This is a genomic window from Streptomyces sp. NPDC004126 (assembly GCF_050275515.1).
GTDB lineage: Bacteria > Actinomycetota > Actinomycetes > Streptomycetales > Streptomycetaceae > Streptomyces.
Window position 1 is genome coordinate 62,138 of record NZ_JBNNPF010000022.1, and the last position, 15,254, is coordinate 77,391.

17 protein-coding genes and 1 pseudogene are annotated in these 15,254 nt (G+C 73.2%); 8 read left to right on the forward strand and 10 right to left on the reverse strand.

What is annotated here, in order from left to right:
• Position 1: 1 nt before the first annotated feature.
• Positions 2–304, reverse strand: a complete 303-nt coding sequence (locus tag ACQKM2_RS21715) for a putative quinol monooxygenase (RefSeq protein WP_427711975.1) — start codon at positions 302–304, stop codon at positions 2–4.
• A 70-nt stretch (positions 305–374) separates the two neighbouring features.
• On the reverse strand, positions 375–1,718 hold the full coding sequence (locus ACQKM2_RS21720) for a carboxyl transferase domain-containing protein (protein ID WP_427711977.1): 1,344 nt from the start codon (positions 1,716–1,718) through the stop codon (positions 375–377).
• Between the two features lie 485 nt (positions 1,719–2,203).
• Between ACQKM2_RS21720 and ACQKM2_RS21725 the strand changes: the two genes are divergently transcribed.
• Positions 2,204–2,488, forward strand: coding sequence for a hypothetical protein (locus tag ACQKM2_RS21725; RefSeq protein ID WP_427711979.1), 285 nt, complete (start codon positions 2,204–2,206; stop codon positions 2,486–2,488).
• On the forward strand, positions 2,470–2,883 hold the full coding sequence (locus ACQKM2_RS21730) for a DNA-binding protein (RefSeq protein ID WP_427711981.1): 414 nt from the start codon (positions 2,470–2,472) through the stop codon (positions 2,881–2,883). Before ACQKM2_RS21725 ends, ACQKM2_RS21730 begins: the two co-directional genes overlap by 19 nt.
• Positions 2,884–3,066: 183 nt before the next feature.
• Here the strand turns inward: ACQKM2_RS21730 and ACQKM2_RS21735 are convergent, their stop codons facing one another.
• On the reverse strand, positions 3,067–4,692 hold the full coding sequence (locus tag ACQKM2_RS21735) for a GAF domain-containing protein (protein WP_427711983.1): 1,626 nt from the start codon (positions 4,690–4,692) through the stop codon (positions 3,067–3,069).
• The gene (locus ACQKM2_RS21740) at positions 4,689–5,726 is read right to left on the reverse strand and encodes a rod shape-determining protein (protein ID WP_125816505.1); all 1,038 of its coding nucleotides are present in this window, start codon (positions 5,724–5,726) and stop codon (positions 4,689–4,691) included. The genes ACQKM2_RS21735 and ACQKM2_RS21740 overlap by 4 nt, the downstream gene beginning before the upstream one ends.
• Positions 5,727–5,948: 222 nt before the next feature.
• Here ACQKM2_RS21740 and ACQKM2_RS21745 point away from each other — a divergent pair, with 222 nt between their 5' ends.
• A complete protein-coding gene (locus ACQKM2_RS21745; protein WP_427711985.1) occupies positions 5,949–6,662 on the forward strand; it encodes an esterase/lipase family protein in 714 nt (237 codons plus the stop codon).
• A gap of 7 nt (positions 6,663–6,669) precedes the next feature.
• On the opposite strand, the gene ACQKM2_RS21750 is transcribed toward ACQKM2_RS21745, so the two are convergent.
• Positions 6,670–7,248: a hypothetical protein gene (locus tag ACQKM2_RS21750; protein WP_427711987.1), complete on the reverse strand. Its 579-nt coding sequence runs from the start codon at positions 7,246–7,248 to the stop codon at positions 6,670–6,672.
• A gap of 78 nt (positions 7,249–7,326) precedes the next feature.
• Here ACQKM2_RS21750 and ACQKM2_RS21755 point away from each other — a divergent pair, with 78 nt between their 5' ends.
• The gene (locus ACQKM2_RS21755) at positions 7,327–8,007 is read left to right on the forward strand and encodes an SCO2400 family protein (protein WP_427711989.1); all 681 of its coding nucleotides are present in this window, start codon (positions 7,327–7,329) and stop codon (positions 8,005–8,007) included.
• Between the two features lie 79 nt (positions 8,008–8,086).
• Here ACQKM2_RS21755 and ACQKM2_RS21760 read toward each other — a convergent pair whose 3' ends face one another.
• Entirely contained in the window at positions 8,087–8,509 is a 423-nt protein-coding gene (locus ACQKM2_RS21760) for a MarR family winged helix-turn-helix transcriptional regulator (RefSeq protein ID WP_427711991.1), read from the reverse strand.
• Between the two features lie 95 nt (positions 8,510–8,604).
• Between ACQKM2_RS21760 and ACQKM2_RS21765 the strand changes: the two genes are divergently transcribed.
• The 3 genes and pseudogenes from ACQKM2_RS21765 to ACQKM2_RS21775 all read left to right on the forward strand — a co-directional run.
• Positions 8,605–9,627, forward strand: coding sequence for an NADP-dependent oxidoreductase (locus ACQKM2_RS21765; protein ID WP_427711993.1), 1,023 nt, complete (start codon positions 8,605–8,607; stop codon positions 9,625–9,627).
• Positions 9,628–9,692: 65 nt separating this feature from the next.
• Positions 9,693–10,118: an organic hydroperoxide resistance protein gene (locus ACQKM2_RS21770; protein WP_405980811.1), complete on the forward strand. Its 426-nt coding sequence runs from the start codon at positions 9,693–9,695 to the stop codon at positions 10,116–10,118.
• An 87-nt stretch (positions 10,119–10,205) separates the two neighbouring features.
• Positions 10,206–11,084 (forward strand): annotated as a pseudogene (locus ACQKM2_RS21775) (EI24 domain-containing protein); the annotation flags it as partial.
• Positions 11,085–11,306: 222 nt separating this feature from the next.
• On the opposite strand, the gene ACQKM2_RS21780 reads toward ACQKM2_RS21775, so the two are convergent.
• The gene (locus tag ACQKM2_RS21780) at positions 11,307–12,200 is read right to left on the reverse strand and encodes an NAD(P)-binding domain-containing protein (protein WP_427711996.1); all 894 of its coding nucleotides are present in this window, start codon (positions 12,198–12,200) and stop codon (positions 11,307–11,309) included.
• Positions 12,201–12,298: 98 nt separating this feature from the next.
• Between ACQKM2_RS21780 and ACQKM2_RS21785 the strand changes: the two genes are divergently transcribed.
• Positions 12,299–12,637, forward strand: a complete 339-nt coding sequence (locus ACQKM2_RS21785; protein ID WP_427712097.1) for a winged helix-turn-helix transcriptional regulator — start codon at positions 12,299–12,301, stop codon at positions 12,635–12,637.
• A gap of 7 nt (positions 12,638–12,644) precedes the next feature.
• On the opposite strand, the gene ACQKM2_RS21790 is transcribed toward ACQKM2_RS21785, so the two are convergent.
• The 3 genes from ACQKM2_RS21790 to ACQKM2_RS21800 are packed head-to-tail and all read right to left on the reverse strand — an operon-like array spanning position 12,645 to position 15,186.
• On the reverse strand, positions 12,645–13,364 hold the full coding sequence (locus ACQKM2_RS21790) for a carbon-nitrogen hydrolase family protein (protein ID WP_427711998.1): 720 nt from the start codon (positions 13,362–13,364) through the stop codon (positions 12,645–12,647).
• Positions 13,365–13,368: 4 nt separating this feature from the next.
• Entirely contained in the window at positions 13,369–14,556 is a 1,188-nt protein-coding gene (locus tag ACQKM2_RS21795; RefSeq protein ID WP_427712000.1) for a low temperature requirement protein A, read from the reverse strand.
• Positions 14,557–14,610: 54 nt separating this feature from the next.
• Entirely contained in the window at positions 14,611–15,186 is a 576-nt protein-coding gene (locus tag ACQKM2_RS21800) for a TetR/AcrR family transcriptional regulator (protein ID WP_427712002.1), read from the reverse strand.
• Positions 15,187–15,254 lie beyond the last annotated feature (68 nt).

The following is a 15,254-nucleotide window of genomic DNA, read 5'->3' on the forward strand; positions in this document are numbered from 1 at the left end:
CTCAGGCCGGCGGATCGGCGTCCAGCCGGACCACCTCCGCCGGGCCCGCCCGGAACGCGGCGCACACGGCGTCGGACTCGACCATGTGCGGGGCGGCGTCGTGGGCGTCGAGAGCCGCCTGCGACGCCCACCGCTCGATCAGGACGAAGCGGTCGGGGTCGTCGCTCACCCGGTGCAGGTCGTAGCGCAGGCAGCCCTCCTCGGCCCGGACGACCGGCGCGAGGCGCTGGTACGCCTCCACCTGCTCGGACCCGCGGCCGGGGAGGGTGGTGATCAGGACGACGAGCTGCACGGGCTGTGGCATGCGGCGCAGCGTACGTCCCCAACTCTGGCGGCCGGAAACGGCGTTCGGTGGGTGAGACCGGCGGGCGGGATCAGTCCGGGGGAGGAACGATTCCCCGGGCCACGCCCAGCGCGACCAGGTCCTGCGGCCGGATGCGCAGCTGGTCCGCCGTGGCCGGGGCCTCCTCGACGGGGCGCTTGAGGATGGCGGCCGCCAGCTCCGGGGCGATCACCGAGAAGTAGCTGTCCGGGGTCACCCAGGTGTTCCCGGGCGCGGCCAGGGCCAGCGCCCCGCCGGAGCCGCCCTCCCCGATCAGCAGCGTGGTCACCGGTACGGAGGCCTCCGCGAGCGCCGCGAAGGTGTCGGCGATGGCCGGGCCGGCCCCGGCGTGCTCGGCGGCCGCGTCGTTGGCCGCACCCGGGGTGTCCACCAGGGTGAGCACCGGGATCCCGAGCCGGTCCGCGAGCCGGATCACCCGGGCCGCCGTACGGTAGCCCGCCGGACGGGTGGCCGTGCCGCACTGGGCGGCGTACGCGACCGCCCGCCCCTCGCGCAGCCCGAACCCGCACAGCATCCCCGGGTCGGCGGCCCCGGCCCGGTCCCCGCGCAGCGGCAGCCGCAGCTCGAAGTACGCGTCCAGGTACGCCTGCGCCCGCGGGCGGTCCGGGCGCCGGGCCTGCCGGACGGCGTCCCAGCCGGTCTCCGGGGGCGTCACGCCGGCCAGCGCGGCCGGGGGCTCGACGGCCTCGGCGGCCCGGGGCGCGGCCAGCACCCGCAGCCAGTCCGCCACCGTCCCCGGGAGCTCCGCCGCGGGCACGACGGCGTCGACGTGCCCGGCCCCGTACTGCCCCTCGGCGGTGTACGCCGCCGGATCGGCGTCCGCCGGCCGCACCCGGGACCCGGCGAAGCCGACCTGCGCCCCCGGCAGCGCCAGCACGACATCGGCGCCCGCCCCGAGGGTGGCCCACCCGCCGCCGGTGGTGGGGTCGCGCAGCACCGCGATCTGCGGCAGCCCGGCGGCCCGGGTGAGCACGCACTGCCGCGCCACCCGCTGGAGCTGCGTCAGCGCGAGCATCCCCTCCTGCATCCGCGAGCCGCCGGTCGCGATCAGCGACACCAGCGGCAGCCGCTGCTCCCGAGCGTGCGTGTACGCGGCTTCGAGCCGGTCTCCGGTGCGCTGCCCCAGGGACCCGCCGAGGAAGCCGAACTCGAACGAGATCACGGTCGCCGGCCGCCCCCCGACGAGGGCGGTCCCGACGACCACCGACTCCGCCTCACCGGTCCGCGCGGCCGCCCGCGCCCGCGAGGCGTCGTACCCGGCCCAGCCGATGGGCCCGTCGGCGGGCGACTCCGCGCGCGGGGCGGGGAGTTCGGCGAACGAGTCGGGGTCGATGAGGGCGGCGATGGCGGCACGGGCCGAGAGGCGGGTCGTCACCCGGCCACCCTAGGCGGAGCCCGCTCGCGCGGCCATCCACTACCGGCGGTACGGGGCGGCGGGGGTTGGGGGCGGGATCTCCTTGGGCGGTGGTCGGGGAGGGTTTGGGGGTTTCCCGTCAGTCCCATCGTCCTTCCGGTTCGGGCCGCCCTGTCAAGGGCGCTCCTTCGTCGCGTCGCTTCGCGATCGCCTTCGGCGACCCTTGACAGGCCGACCCGCCCCGGAAAGCCGAAAGACTGCCGGGAAACCCCCAAAAGGAACGGTCACAGGGGGAGACGAGCGAGAAGCGGGCCCGTCGGAGACGAGGCGAGGGGCCGGGGGTCGGCTACCCGCACGAGAGGTTGACCAGAGCGACCTGCGGAGCCTCCAGGCGCAGCAGATCGCTACGCGCTCCTCCCGTCTCAGCGCCCGACGGCCGTCTGGGGCTGATATCCGCACCCGACGACTACAGGGATGCTTTCCTACATCTTTGATACTTTGGGAGGGTGTCTGAGACGACGTACGGAATCGGCGAGGGGCCGGCCGCCAGAGTGAGTCTCTCGCTGCCCGAGGGGACAGCGGAGGCGATTCGCGCGCGTGTGGGCAAGCGCGAGTTCTCGGCATTCGTGACGGCGGCTGTGGAGCGTGAGCTGCGCGGTCAGATCCTCGATGAGTACCTGGCCGACTACGAGCAGCGGCGCGGCCCCCTCTCGGACGAATCCCAGCACGCAGCCCGTCAGGTCTTCGATGAGATCTTCGCGGAGGGCAAGGAATGGCCCGCCGCAAGCTGAGCCGCGAGGGCACCCTCGTTCTGGACAGCGAGGGGCTGTCAAAGCTGCTGAACGATGACGAGCCCGTGGTGTCTCTCGTTGCCGAAGCGCGCAACCGCGGCATGGAAGTCGTGATCAGCGCCTTGACGATCGTTGAGGCAGTGCACGCACGTACCAATAAGACTCGGCTGAACTGGATCCTTTCCGGTGTCCGTGTGATCCCAGTCGGAGAAGAGGAAGCCAGGGCGGCTTCCAGACTGCTGATGGAGGCGGGCCTTCACGGCCACAAGTACGCGATCGATGCGGCTGTGGCGGAGGCCGCCTCGCGGCAACCGCGGCCCGTTGCCCTGCTCACCTCTGATGTCGACGACATGACGAAGCTCTGCGGCAATCGCGTGCACATCATCGGCGTCTGACAGCCCGCCAGTACAGAAGCCACAAGCGGCCGCCGGCCGCTGAGACATCAGGAGCGCGTAGCGATCTGCTGCGCCTGGGGGCCTGACAGGGCGGCCCGGCACGGAAGGACGATGGGACTGACGGGAAACCCCCAAACCCTCCCTGCTTCCGTCCAGGGGAATGCCGCCCCCTACGCCCCGCCCCTACAGCCCCGCCTCCCACACCACCGTCGTGCCGTGCGTGCCCGCTTCCGTGCGGCCGTCGTCGGAGACCGTGAGGCGGACGCGGGAGGGGGTGGCGTCGACCTCGACCTCGATCGACGTGACCTCGGCGCGGCGGTGGGCCGCTGCCAGGGCGCTGCGGAGGGTGGAGAGGAGGGCCGTGGTGACGGGGTCCGGGAGGAGGGCGTCGACGGCGCCCGCGAAGTGGACCGACGGCTGGAAGCCGAGGAGGACGGCGGCTCCGCCGGTTTCGCGGAGCACGCGTCCCCGGAAGGTGGTGGGGGCGTCGCTCGGGGGTTGCTGGAGGGCGAAGATGGCCGTGCGGACCTCCTGGATGGTGGAGTCCAGCTCGTCCACCGCGCGGCCCAGCTCCTCGCCGACCTCGTCCCCGGCCTCGTCGTCGTCGGCAGCGGCGGCGTTGGCCGAGCGCCGCCGCGTGCTCTCCAGCATCATCTCGGTGGCGAACAGCCGCTGCACCACCAGGTCGTGCAGGTCGCGTGCGATGCGGTCGCGGTCCTCGTAGACGGCCAGCTGCTCGCGGTCGTGCTGTGCGTCCGCGAGGACCAGGGCCAGTGCGGCCTGGGAGGCGAACTGGGAGGCCAGCAGCCGGTCCACCGCGTCGTACGGCTGTCCGCCCCGGGCCCTGGGCAGGGCGAGGGTGCCGATCAGCTGTCCGCCGCTCTGCAGCGGCAGCATCATGCTCGGCCCGAAGCGTTCGCGCACGTGGGTGGTCATGCGGGGGTCGGTGGCGGAGTCCTCTATGAAGACGGGTTCCCCGCCCAGAAGTTGGACCAGTACCGGTGAGCCGGGTGCGATGGCGGTGCCGATCAGGTCGCCGGGGTCGCCGTGGGTGGAGGCGGCGACGATCTCCATGCCGCCCTCGGGGGTGGGCTGCAGGACGACGCCGGCCGCCGCGTCCGCGAGCAGCCGGGCGCGTTCGGCCACGCACATCAGGGCGTCGGCCGCGGGCCGGCCCGCCAGCAGGGTGGTGGTGACGGCGGCGGCGCCCTCGATCCAGCGTTCGCGCCGGCGCGCGGTCTCGTACAGCCGGGCGTTGCCGATCGCTATCCCGGCCTGCGAGGCCAGTACGCGCATCAGTGCGAGGTCCTCGTCCGTGAAGGGGCCGCCGCCGCGCTTCTCGGTGAGGTAGAGGTTGCCGAAGACCTCGGTGTGCACCCGGATGGGCACGCCGAGGAAGCTGCGCATGGGCGGGTGGCCGGGCGGGAAGCCGGCCGCGCGGGGGTCCTTCGTGAGGTCGTCGAGCAGGAGTGGCCGGGGGTCGCCGATCAGGGCTCCGAGCACGCCGGCGCGGCCGTCGGGGAGGCGGGGGATCGCGGCCCGTTCGGCTTCGGTCATCCCGGAGGTGAACAGCTGGGTCAGCCGGACGCGCTCGGGGTCGACGACCCCGAGCGCTCCGTACCGGGCCCCGCACAGGTCGGTGGCGGAGTCCACGACGTGCTGGAGGGTGGTGTGCAGCTCCAGTTCGGAGCCGACGCTGAGCACCGCCTCCAGCAGTACCGGGAGGCTGCTCGACGGCGCACCGGCCCCGCCGGAGCCGGAGCCGGAGCCGGCGTCGGTGTCGGCTCCGGCGGGTCCGTCCAGGGTCATCCGGCCAGCGGGTTGAGGACCATGGGGGCGATCTTTCCTTCCAGCATTGCGCCGAGTCCCAGCACGGCGCACACGTCGGGCCGTTCGGCGATGGCGACGGGCATTCCGGTGGAGTCCCGCAGCATCTGGTCGAGGCCCGGCAGCAGGGCGCTGCCGCCCACCATCATGATCCCCCGGTCCGTCAGGTCGGCGACCAGGTCGGGCGGGCAGTCCCGGAGCACCTTGCCGATGCCGTCCAGGACGGCCGTCAGCGGGGTGTGGATGGCGTCCCGGACGGCGGCGGTGTCGACGTGGACGGAGCGGGCGAGTCCGGTGGCCACGTCGAGGCCGTGGATCAGGGTGGAGGGGGGTCCCTCGGGGGTGATGCCGTTGCCGTGGAGGGCCAGCTGGAGGGGGCGTACGGCCTGGCTCGGCAGCATCAGCTCGTGGGTGTGGCGCAGGTGCTGGACCACGGCGTGGTCGATGGCCTCGCCGCCGACGGGGATGCGTTCGGCGGTGACGATCGAGCCGAGGGAGAGGACGGCGATCTGGGTGGCTGCCGCTCCGCACACCATGATCATGGTGGCGGTCGGCTGTTCCACGGGCAGGCCGCAGCCGACGGCGGCGGCGATCAGGGTGTCGACGAGTTCGACGCGCCGGGCGCCGAGGCCGACCATGGTCTCCACGGCCGCCCGCTGGGCGAGCGGGTCGGCGTCGTGCGGGGTGCAGCAGGCGGCGCGCAGCCGGGGCTTGCGGCGCAGGGCGCGGCGCAGCTTCTCGCCGAGCAGGTGACGCAGCATCCGCTGGGCCATCTCGATGTCGACGACGGTGCCGCCGGAGACGGGGCGCACGACGCGGATGTAGTCGGGGGTGCGTCCGGTCATCCGTTCGGCGAAGGTGCCGACGGCGATGAGGGCGCCGGTGCGGGTGTTGACCGCGGCGACGCTGGGCTCGTCGACGACCAGTCCGGCTCCCTTGACGTAGACGCGGGTCCTCGCGGCTCCCAGGTCGACGGCGACGTGGCAACGGCGCAACTGCTCAAGACTGACGGTCACGGCAGATCCTCCCGAGAGCGCTGACGAAGGATGAGACCGGCGGCTGCCGATCGCATTCCATATCTTCTCGGATAAATAGGACATATCGCCCGTTGAAATGCTCCGGGTGGGGCGTGTCGTACGGGTGAGGGGTGCTGCACGGGGGTGGATTTCTGTACCGACAGGCAGCAGCATGCGCGGACCACCCGCGCTACTCACGCGTAACAAGGTAAAGGGGACCCGATGCTGACGCCCCGCCAGAGAATCCTGGCGTTCCTGACGCTCTGCCTCGCACTCCTGGCGCCGTTCCCGGCCCAGGCGGCCGCCGCCCGGGCGGCCGACACGCCGGCCGACACGCCGACCGCCCGCAATCCGGTGGTCTTCGTCCACGGCTACAACGCCGACCCGGGGGTCTGGGGTTCCCTGCGCGAGGACCTGAGGGCCGACGGGTACGCCGACTCGCAGCTCTTCTCCTTCGGCTACGACACCCACCAGTCCGTCAACGAGATGCTCTCCGGCCGCCTCGCCGCCTACGTGGACCAGGTGCGGCAGCAGACCGGCGCCGCGCGCGTGGACGTCGTGGGGCACTCCTTCGGATCGCTCGTCAGCCGCTGGTACGTCAAATACGGCGGCGGCGCCGCGGCCGTGGACCACTGGGTCTCGCTGGCCGGCCCCAACCACGGCACGTCCACCGCCTGGGCGTGCGCCCTGTGGGATCAGGCGTGCCGCGACATGACGCCGGGGTCGTACGTGGTGAAGAACCTGGCGGCGGGCGACGAGACGCCGGGCGCGGTCAAGTACGCCACCTTCTGGTCGGAGTGCGACGAGGTGGTCAACCCCGACAGCAGCGTCCCGCTCTCCGGTGCCCTCAACACGCCGGTCGGCTGCCTGAAGCACAACGACCTGCTCGGCGACGACGCCACCTCGGCCGGGGTCCGGGCCTTCCTGCGCTCCTAGGCCGCGCCTAACCCGGCTCCACCCGCTGGAGCAGCCCGTACGTGAACTCCGCGACCAGCGGCCGGCCCGACGCGGTGAACGCGAGGCGCCAGCGCGTCGGCGCCGTGCCCTCCATCGGCCGGGCCGGCGCGAAGGCCCGGGCCACCTCGTCCACCGTCGCCGACCAGGGCAGCAGGTCCCCGGCCGCCTCCAGTACGGGCCCCCGCGCGCCCGGGGCCCGGACCAGCCACTCGTTCCACACCGCCCCGTCCGGCGCGGCCAGCACCTCGAACCGCAGCTCCGGCCAGAGCGGCACCGGCCACAGCAGGGCCTCGCACTCCAGGTCCCCGATCCGGCGCCGCTCCGCGGACTCCGGCGGGCCGAGCACCGACCGGTAGCGCGCCAGGGCCCCGCGGGAGCGCGGCGACCGCACCATGGCCTGCCAGCGCCGGTTCGCCTCCCGCTGCTCCGCGAGCGAGGCGCCCAGGCGCAGCCGGGCCTCCTCGGCGAGGCCGGGCTGGAAGTCCGCCATCCTGCGCAGCAGCACCAGCTGGAAGGCGGCCGGCCCGAAGGGGCCCGGCCGTCCCGGATACGGGGTCGCCGTCATGGACGTAACGATTCCACACAGGATCCTTACGATCCCGGAATGCTTATGTTGCCGGGGACCGCATAGTTTGTGGGCGCCATGAACTACTTCTGCCCCGCATGTCAGAGGCACCTCAACGGCGCGCTCGCCTGCGCCGGGTGCGGAACCCCGGCCGAGCACCTGGTGGTCGCCGCGCCCAGCGCGGCGGCCCGGGGCCCCGAGCCGCAGCCCGCGCTGGCCGAGGTGTTCGCCGATTCGCTCGTCGTGCTGTCGAGCCCCCACGAGGGCCGCGCGGGCACCCGCAAGCGGGCCGCCACCCGCCGCAGGCGCGGCCGGGGGGTGCTGGCGCTCGGCCTGGGGGTGGTGCTGGCGGCCGGGGGCTCGATCGCCGTGGCCCGGATCGTCGGCGACGACGAGGGCGTGGACCGGGCCGACAAGGTGGTGCTGACCGACAGCGGGCCCAAGCAGCCGGACGCGGTGCCGAGCGTGGTGGGGCCGTCCGTGCCGGCGGTCCTGCCGAAGGCCTCCGGCGGGGCGACGAAGACGGCCCGGCCCAGCGGGAGCCCGAGCGGCTCCGCGACGCCTTCGCCGAGCGCGAGCGGCTCCGCCTCGGCGTCGACACCCTCGCAGAAAGGTTCCGGCGGGGGGACGTCCGTACGTCCGACGGCATCGGGCAAGCCGTCGCCCAGCGCTTCCGGGACGTCCAAGCCGCCCACCTCCAAGCCGAAGCCCAAGCCGAAGCCGACCGAGGACGACGACTGCTGGCTGTTCTGTTGGTGAGCATCCCGCCCGGCCGGGGCCGCATCGCGGCTCCTGCCGGGCGGAAACGTTTCATCCCTTAGGGGCGGGAGCCCCCGTCTCAGGCCAGCATCCGCCTGAGCAGGTCGCGCAGCGCCGTGCGCTCCTCCTCCGAGAGCCCGGCCAGCGGCTCGCGCGCGAAATCCAGGGACTCGCGCAGCCGCTCCGCGGTCTCCACGCCCTCCTCCGTGGGGGCGGCCAGCTTCACCCGGCGGTCGGCCGGGTCCGGGCGGCGTTCGACCAGGCCGCGGGTCTCCAGCCGGTCGATGATGCCGGTCACGTTCGAGGGCTCGCAGCGCAGCTTCTGCGCGATGCGCCGCATGGGCAGCGGTTCCAGGGAGAGCAGGTTCAGCACCTTGGCCTGGGCCCCGGTGAGCTGGTGGCGGGCGGCCGCCTCCTCGTACTCCATGTGGTAGCGGGCCACGACATCGCCGATGAGCTCGACGACCTCGACGGTCACTGGGTCTGCGCGACGACTGGGCATGGCTCCAGGGTACCCGGTTACTTGACAACATGAAATATCCAGGCGCATGGTTGTTTCACGTTCTGAAGTAAATCTTCGTTCCCCAGGAGTCCCTCATGTCTCAGATCCCCGCCGTCAGCCGCGAGTGGCACCTCGTCCGCCGTCCGCAGGGCTGGCCCGTGGCCGAGGACTTCGCCCTGCGCGAGGTACCCGTTTCCGCCGAGCCCGCCCCCGGCCGGATCCTGGTGCGCAACCTGCACATGTCGGTGGACCCCTACATGCGCGGCCGGATGAACAAGGGCAAGTCCTACGTCCCGCCCTTCGAGCTCGACCAGCCGATGCAGGGCGGCGCGGTCGGCGAGGTCGTCGCCTCCGCCGCCGAGGGCTTCCAGGCCGGCGACCACGTCCTGCACCCGCTGGGCTGGCGCGAGTACGCCGACGTGGACGCCCAGCACGCCACCAAGGTCGACGCCTCCCTCGCCCCGCTCTCCGCCTACCTCGGCGTCCTCGGCATGCCGGGCCTGACCGCCTACGCGGGCCTCTTCGAGGTGGCCTCCTTCAAGGAGGGCGACTCCGTCTTCGTCTCCGGCGCGGCGGGCGCCGTCGGCAGCCTCGTCGGCCAGTTCGCGAAGATCAAGGGCGCCTCCCGGGTGATCGGCTCCGCCGGCTCGGACGAGAAGGTGACGCTCCTCACGGAGAAGTACGGCTTCGACGCCGCCTTCAACTACAAGAACGCCCCCGTCGCCGAGCAGCTCCCCGCGGCGGCCCCCGGCGGCGTCGACGTCTACTTCGACAACGTCGGCGGCGACCACCTGGAAGCGGCCATCACCGCCATGAACGTCCACGGCCGCGCCACCCTCTGCGGCGCCATCGCCGGATACAACGACACCGAGCCCGCCCCGGGCCCGCGCAACCTGATGATGGTCATCGGCAAGCGCCTGCGCCTCCAGGGCATCCTCGTCGGCGACCACTACGGACTGCAGCAGCAGTTCGTCAAGGACGTGGCCGGCTGGCTGGCATCCGGCGAGCTCCGCTACGACGAGACGGTCGTCGAGGGCGTCGAGAACGCCACCGCCGCCTTCCTCGGAATGCTGCGCGGTGAGAACACCGGAAAGATGATCGTTTCCTTCTCGGGTTAGGCTCACTCCACGACCGTCGCGATCGTGGGCGCGCATCGCGGCGATTCATCTGGAGGAACTGCTTCATGTCCATCACGCAGACCGACGTCGCGTACACGGCCGTCGCCACCGCCGAGAACGGCCGTGACGGCCGCGTCGCCACCAACGACGGCCAGCTCGACGTCGTCGTGAACCCGCCGAAGGAGCTCGGCGGCAGCGGCGCCGGCACCAACCCGGAGCAGCTGTTCGCGGCCGGCTACAGCGCCTGCTTCCAGGGCGCCCTCACCGTCGCCGCCCGCAACGAGAACCTCGACGTCGCCGGCTCCACGGTGACCGCCGAGGTCGGCATCGGCAAGAACGACGAGGGCTTCGGCATCATCGTCAAGCTGACGGCCTCGATCCCGACCGTGGACGCCGCCACCGCCAAGGACCTGGTCGAGAAGGCCCACCAGATCTGCCCGTACTCCAAGGCCACCCGCGGCAACATCTCGGTCGAGCTCAACGTCGCCTGACGTCGTCCGACCGCGTCGCACGCCTGGTGAAGGCCGCACCCCCCAGGGGGTGCGGCCTTCGCCGTACCCGGCCCATAAACTGGCCCCATGCGTGATCTTGCGGGGGGCTTCCGGTACTTGCTGGCCGGACAGAGATGGGTGTTCAGGAACGGCCGCTGGCTGGGCTTCGGCCTGCTGCCGGGCCTCGTCGCGCTGGCGCTGTACGCCGCCGCGCTCGTCGGCCTCCTCTACGGGGCCGACGACTTCGTCCGGTGGGCCACGCCCTTCGCCTCGGACTGGTCCTCGGGCTGGCTGAAGGTGTTCCGGGGCTTCCTGACGGCCGTGGTCGTCTCCCTCGGGCTCTTCCTCTCGGTGATCACCTTCACCGCCGTGACCCTGCTGGTCGGGCAGCCCTTCTACGAGTCCCTCTCCGAGCAGGTCGACCGGAGCGAGGGCGGCGAGGTCCCCGAGTCGGGGCGCTCGTTCTGGGAGGACCTGTGGATCTCGGCCCGGGACAGCGCGCGGCTGCTGGTGCGGGTGATGCTGTACGGGATCCTGCTCTTCGCCCTCGGCTTCATCCCGGTGATCGGGCAGACCGTGGTGCCGGCGATCGGGTTCTGCGTGTCCGGCTTCTTCCTCACCCAGGAGCTCACCTCCGTCGCCCTCCAGCGGCGCCGGGTGGACCTGGCCGAGCAGCTGGTCCTGCTGCGCGCGCGGCGGGCGCAGGCGCTGGGCTTCGGCGTGCCGCTGGTGCTGGCGTTCCTGATCCCGTTCGTCGCGGTGTTCCTGATGCCCGGCGCGGTGGCGGGGGCGACCCTGATGGCGCGGGAGCTGGTCGGAGCGGATTCCTCCGAGGGCGGGGACGGGGACGAGGACGAGGCGGGCGGGGACGGCGGGCCGCAGCAGCACGGCGCGGTCCCGGCGGCTCCCCAGGGTCCGTACGGGCAGCAGCAGCCCGGGCAGCAGCCGTACGGGTACCAGCACGGCGGACAGAACCACGGCCAGCAGCATGGCCAGCAGCCGTACGGGCAGCAGCACGGCCAGCAGCAGTACGGGCAACAGCAGCAGTACGCCCACCAGCCGTACGGCCAGCAGCAGCACGGGCAGTCCCAGGCGCAGGGCCCCTACGGCCAGGCCCCCAACCCGTACGCCCCGGGCCCCGGCCCCTACGGTCAGGCGCCCAACCCCTACAGCCAGGGCTGACCGCGGCTACCGGCGCCGCAGCAGGGTGATCGCCCCGGTGGTGTCCTCGCCCGCGTGGGCCGCCGGGTCGGCCTCCAGCCGCTCCCGCATCAGGTCCAGGTACGGGCGGAGCAGCTCGGCGCTGACCCCCTGCTCGGCGGAGGCGCGCAGCAGGGTGCCGCTGCCCGCGACCTGCATGGCCAGGTTGGACACCACCCCGGTGGTGAAGTCCCGGGAGGCCAGCCGGCCGGCGGCGTTGCCGACGAAGAAGCCCATCGCGCCCAGCCACTCCGACAGCAGGGGCGCCAGGGACCCGGGGGCGATCCCCTCGTCCTCGATCAGCGCGTAGGCGTGCGAGACCCCGGCGAACAGCCCGTACATCGCGCTGAGCAGCGCCACGTCGTGCAGGGCCGCGTGGCCGGGGTCCTCGCCGACGAAGCGGGCCCCCGCCGGGACCTCCAGGGTGGCCCGGTGGGCGTCGAAGAGGGCGCGTGAGCCGCTGTGGAAGACGTACCCGCCGGCTTCGGGGACGCCGATCATCGCGGGCGTGGCCATGATCCCCGAGTCCAGGAAGCGGGCTCCGCGGGCCTCGGCCCAGGCGGCCCGGGCGCGGCCCTCGGCGGGGGTTCCGGTGGTGAGGTTGACCAGGTCCTTGCCGGTCAGGTCGATGCCGTCGAGGGCGGTCCCGACGCTGGCGTCGTCGAGCAGGCAGAGCACGACGAGGGTGTTCGCGGCGACGGCCTCGGCGGGGCTCGCGGCGACGGCCGCGCCCTCGGCGGCCAGCGCGTCGGCCTTGGCGGCGGTGCGGTTCCAGACGGTCAGGGGGTGCCCGGCGGCGAGCCAGGTGCGGGCCAGGGCGGTGCCCATGTCGCCGAGGCCGAGCAGGGTGAGCGGACGGTTCGTCACGTGTGTGTCGGTCATGCCGTTTAGCCTGGTGGCGGGCGGTGACGCGCTCAAGTACGCACTTCGGAGTGGGTGGTTACCCCGAGGTGAGCGAGCAGGTGGGAGGGGTGTGCGCGATGGCGGTGGCACGGCGGCCGGGGGCGGATCACTGCGGGATCGCCGCGGCGATGGCGGTGATCGACGGCAAGTGGAAGGTCTCCCTCTTGTGGGAGCTGGAGCGCAGTCCGCACCGCCGCTTCGGGGAGCTGCGCCGGCTGGTCCCGGGGGTGTCGGAGAAGGTGCTCGCGGCGCAGCTGCGCGAGCTGGAGACGGACGGCATCGTCCACCGCGAGGTGTACGACGAGGTCCCGCCGCGCGTCGAGTACTCCCTGACCCCGCTCGGCGAGGAGCTGAACGGGGCCCTGGAGGCGCTGGGGGAGTGGGGCAGGAAGCACCTCATCCCGGATTCCGAGTAGGGGCGGCTCAGGCGGCCGCGGGGACGTCCGCCGTGACCACGTCCGGGCCGTCGGCGCCGGCCTCGGCGAGGAGGGTGCCGTCCGGGGCCCAGACCGCCGCGCCGCCGCAGCCCGTCCAGGGGCCCGCCGGGCCGACGTGGTTGGCGAGGACCACGTACAGGCCGTGCTCCTTCGCGATCCCGGGGTGTACGGTCGCCCGCTCGGCGATGCCGTCGCCCGTGCCGTACAGGGAGCTGGCCAGGTGCACCGTGCAGCCGTCGGCGGCGGCCCGGCGGGCCAGTTCGGGGAAGTGCTGGTCGAAGCAGACCCCCAGCGAGAAGCGGACGCCGCCGAGCTCGAAGCGGCCGTCGACGGTGCCCGGGGCGAAGGCGCCCTGTTCGTGCTGGTAGAGGTGCTGCTTCGCGTACGTGGTCACGTGCGCGCCCTCCGCGTCGTACACCAGGGTCGCGATGGCGGGCAGCGGCCCGTCGGTGCGCAGGGCGGCGTTGACGGCCACGGCGAGGCCGGCGGAGCGCAGCCCGTTCAGGCGGGGGTCCTCGGCGTCGGCCAGCCACAGGCCGGGGTCGGCGGCCAGGGGCTCCAGCTCGTACCCGGTGAGCGTGAACTCCGGGAACACCACCAGCTCCGCGCCCTGGCCGCGGGCCCGGGCTGCGAGGGCCGCGGCGTTCGCGGAGTTGGCGGCGACGTCGGCGGGGACGCAGGTCAGCTGGGCGGCGGCGATCTTCATGGGTTCAGGATGCCAAGGCCTGCGCGGCCGCCTCGTCCCGGCCTCCGGGAAGCTGCCCCAGCCGGCGCACCAGGGCCAGCTCCACCAGGTTCAGGGCGGTGACGACGAGGGTCAGCAGCGCGAGCGCCCCGAGGGAGGGCAGCAGCGCGGCGACGGGCAGCAGGGCCAGCACGGCCGCCGCGGCCGCCAGCCGGGTCACCGACCAGGAGCGGAACAGGTGCCAGCGGGTGTAGCCGAAGGTGGCGAGGAAGAGGGCGCAGCCGCCGTACAGCAGGGCGGCGACGCCGACCGGGAGCCGGGCCCCGGGGTGGGCGACGGCCTCGGCCATGCCGACGGCCACCGCGATGACCGAGGCGATCAGGGAGAGGTGCCCGTACGACAGGACCTGCCGGGCCACGTCGGCCCGTACGGCGGCGGTCTCCAGACCGTGCCGGACTGCTCCGGCGGCCAGGTGGAAGTACACCCACCACAGGCTGCAGACGAGGACGAAGGCCACGGCGACGGCCGTCAGCGAGCCCGCGTCGAGCTCGGGGGCGGTGGCGACGGGGGCGCCGACCGCGACGATGGACTCGCCCAGCGCGATCATCACGAACAGGCCGAACCGCTCGGCGAGGTGGCCCGAGTCGAAGTTCAGCCGGACCATGTTGGCGCGCGTCAGCCGGGGCGCGGCCAGGTCCACGGCGGCGGCCAGCGCCCACAGGCCGATGCGGAGCCCGCCGTCGAGGAAGGCGCCGGCCAGCAGCAGCGGTCCGCTGATCAGCACGGACAGGGTCACCGGGGTGAGCCTGAGGTGGCGGCTGCGGCCGTGGGCGAGCGCGGCGAGGACCAGGCGGGCGCAGAAGTAGGCGCCTGCGAGGAGGATTCCCCGGTCCCCGAAGGCCTCCGGCAGGGCGAGGGCCATCAGCAGGCCGCACAGCCCGGCCGCGAAGAGGGCGATCCGGTTCAGCGGCCGGTCGGCGTCGTGGGTGTTGGCGTGGACGGTGTTGCCGACCCACACCCAGTAGACGGGCACGAAGACGATCAGGGCGCGGCCGGTGCCGGCCCAGCCGTGGTCGTGGTGCAGCAGGGCGGACACCTGGGTGACGGCGAAGACGAGCACCAGGTCGAAGAACAGCTCCGACCAGGCGACCTTCTTCTCGGGCTGCTCGTGCGCCTCGGCCGTCGCGTGTCCGGTCGGTTCGCGTGACTCCATCTCGTGTCCCCCCACTAGAAGTTCGGGGAAAGGATGCCCGGTCGGGCGGCGCGGCTATGCGCCGGGGCCCCTCAGCAGGGTGATGAACGAGCGGAACGCGGCGGGCATGTCCACCGATTCCGGGGCGAGCAGCCACTGGTACTGGAGGCCGTCCATCACCGCCGTCAGCAGCGGAGCGGCCTGCTCCGGGGTGAGGCCGGAGGGCAGCCGGTCGCCGAACTCGGCGCGCAGCAGCGCCCCCATCTCGGCGCGCACCTGCGCGTACCGGTCGGTGAAGAACTCACGGGCCGGGTGGCCGTCGGTGACGCTCTCGCCGAGCAGGGCGGAGAAGGTCTGCACGATGCCGGGGCGCATGGCGTTGTACTCGACCAGCGACTCCAGCAGGTCCAGGCGCCAGGTGCCGGCGGCGGCGCGCGAGCCGCCCCCGGTGTCCCAGCGGTCGCGTTCCTCCAGGACGGCGACGAGCAGGGCCTCCTTGGTGGGGAAGTAGTGCAGCAGCCCCTGTTGGGTGAGGCCCACGCGTTCGGCGACGGAGCCCAGGGAGGCGCCCCGGTAGCCGCGCTCGGCGATCACCTCGACCGCCGCGCGGACGATCTCGCCGCGCCGCTCCTCGCTCTTCGCTCTGGCCATCGCCCGGCACCCCTTCCGCTCACACCTGCCAGCAGGACCGTACGGCATGATGACATCACGAAAAGATT

Coding starts and splice junctions, on each gene's coding strand:
- ACQKM2_RS21715 (WP_427711975.1), bottom strand. CDS start 304: ATGCCACAGCCCGTGCAGCTCGTCGTCCTGATCACCACCCTCCCCGGC.
- ACQKM2_RS21730 (WP_427711981.1), top strand. CDS start 2,470: ATGGCCCGCCGCAAGCTGAGCCGCGAGGGCACCCTCGTTCTGGACAGC.
- ACQKM2_RS21735 (WP_427711983.1), bottom strand. CDS start 4,692: ATGACCCTGGACGGACCCGCCGGAGCCGACACCGACGCCGGCTCCGGC.
- ACQKM2_RS21745 (WP_427711985.1), top strand. CDS start 5,949: ATGCTGACGCCCCGCCAGAGAATCCTGGCGTTCCTGACGCTCTGCCTC.
- ACQKM2_RS21750 (WP_427711987.1), bottom strand. CDS start 7,248: ATGACGGCGACCCCGTATCCGGGACGGCCGGGCCCCTTCGGGCCGGCC.
- ACQKM2_RS21755 (WP_427711989.1), top strand. CDS start 7,327: ATGAACTACTTCTGCCCCGCATGTCAGAGGCACCTCAACGGCGCGCTC.
- ACQKM2_RS21760 (WP_427711991.1), bottom strand. CDS start 8,509: ATGCCCAGTCGTCGCGCAGACCCAGTGACCGTCGAGGTCGTCGAGCTC.
- ACQKM2_RS21765 (WP_427711993.1), top strand. CDS start 8,605: ATGTCTCAGATCCCCGCCGTCAGCCGCGAGTGGCACCTCGTCCGCCGT.
- ACQKM2_RS21770 (WP_405980811.1), top strand. CDS start 9,693: ATGTCCATCACGCAGACCGACGTCGCGTACACGGCCGTCGCCACCGCC.
- ACQKM2_RS21780 (WP_427711996.1), bottom strand. CDS start 12,200: ATGACCGACACACACGTGACGAACCGTCCGCTCACCCTGCTCGGCCTC.
- ACQKM2_RS21785 (WP_427712097.1), top strand. CDS start 12,299: ATGGCGGTGGCACGGCGGCCGGGGGCGGATCACTGCGGGATCGCCGCG.
- ACQKM2_RS21790 (WP_427711998.1), bottom strand. CDS start 13,364: ATGAAGATCGCCGCCGCCCAGCTGACCTGCGTCCCCGCCGACGTCGCC.
- ACQKM2_RS21795 (WP_427712000.1), bottom strand. CDS start 14,556: ATGGAGTCACGCGAACCGACCGGACACGCGACGGCCGAGGCGCACGAG.
- ACQKM2_RS21800 (WP_427712002.1), bottom strand. CDS start 15,186: ATGGCCAGAGCGAAGAGCGAGGAGCGGCGCGGCGAGATCGTCCGCGCG.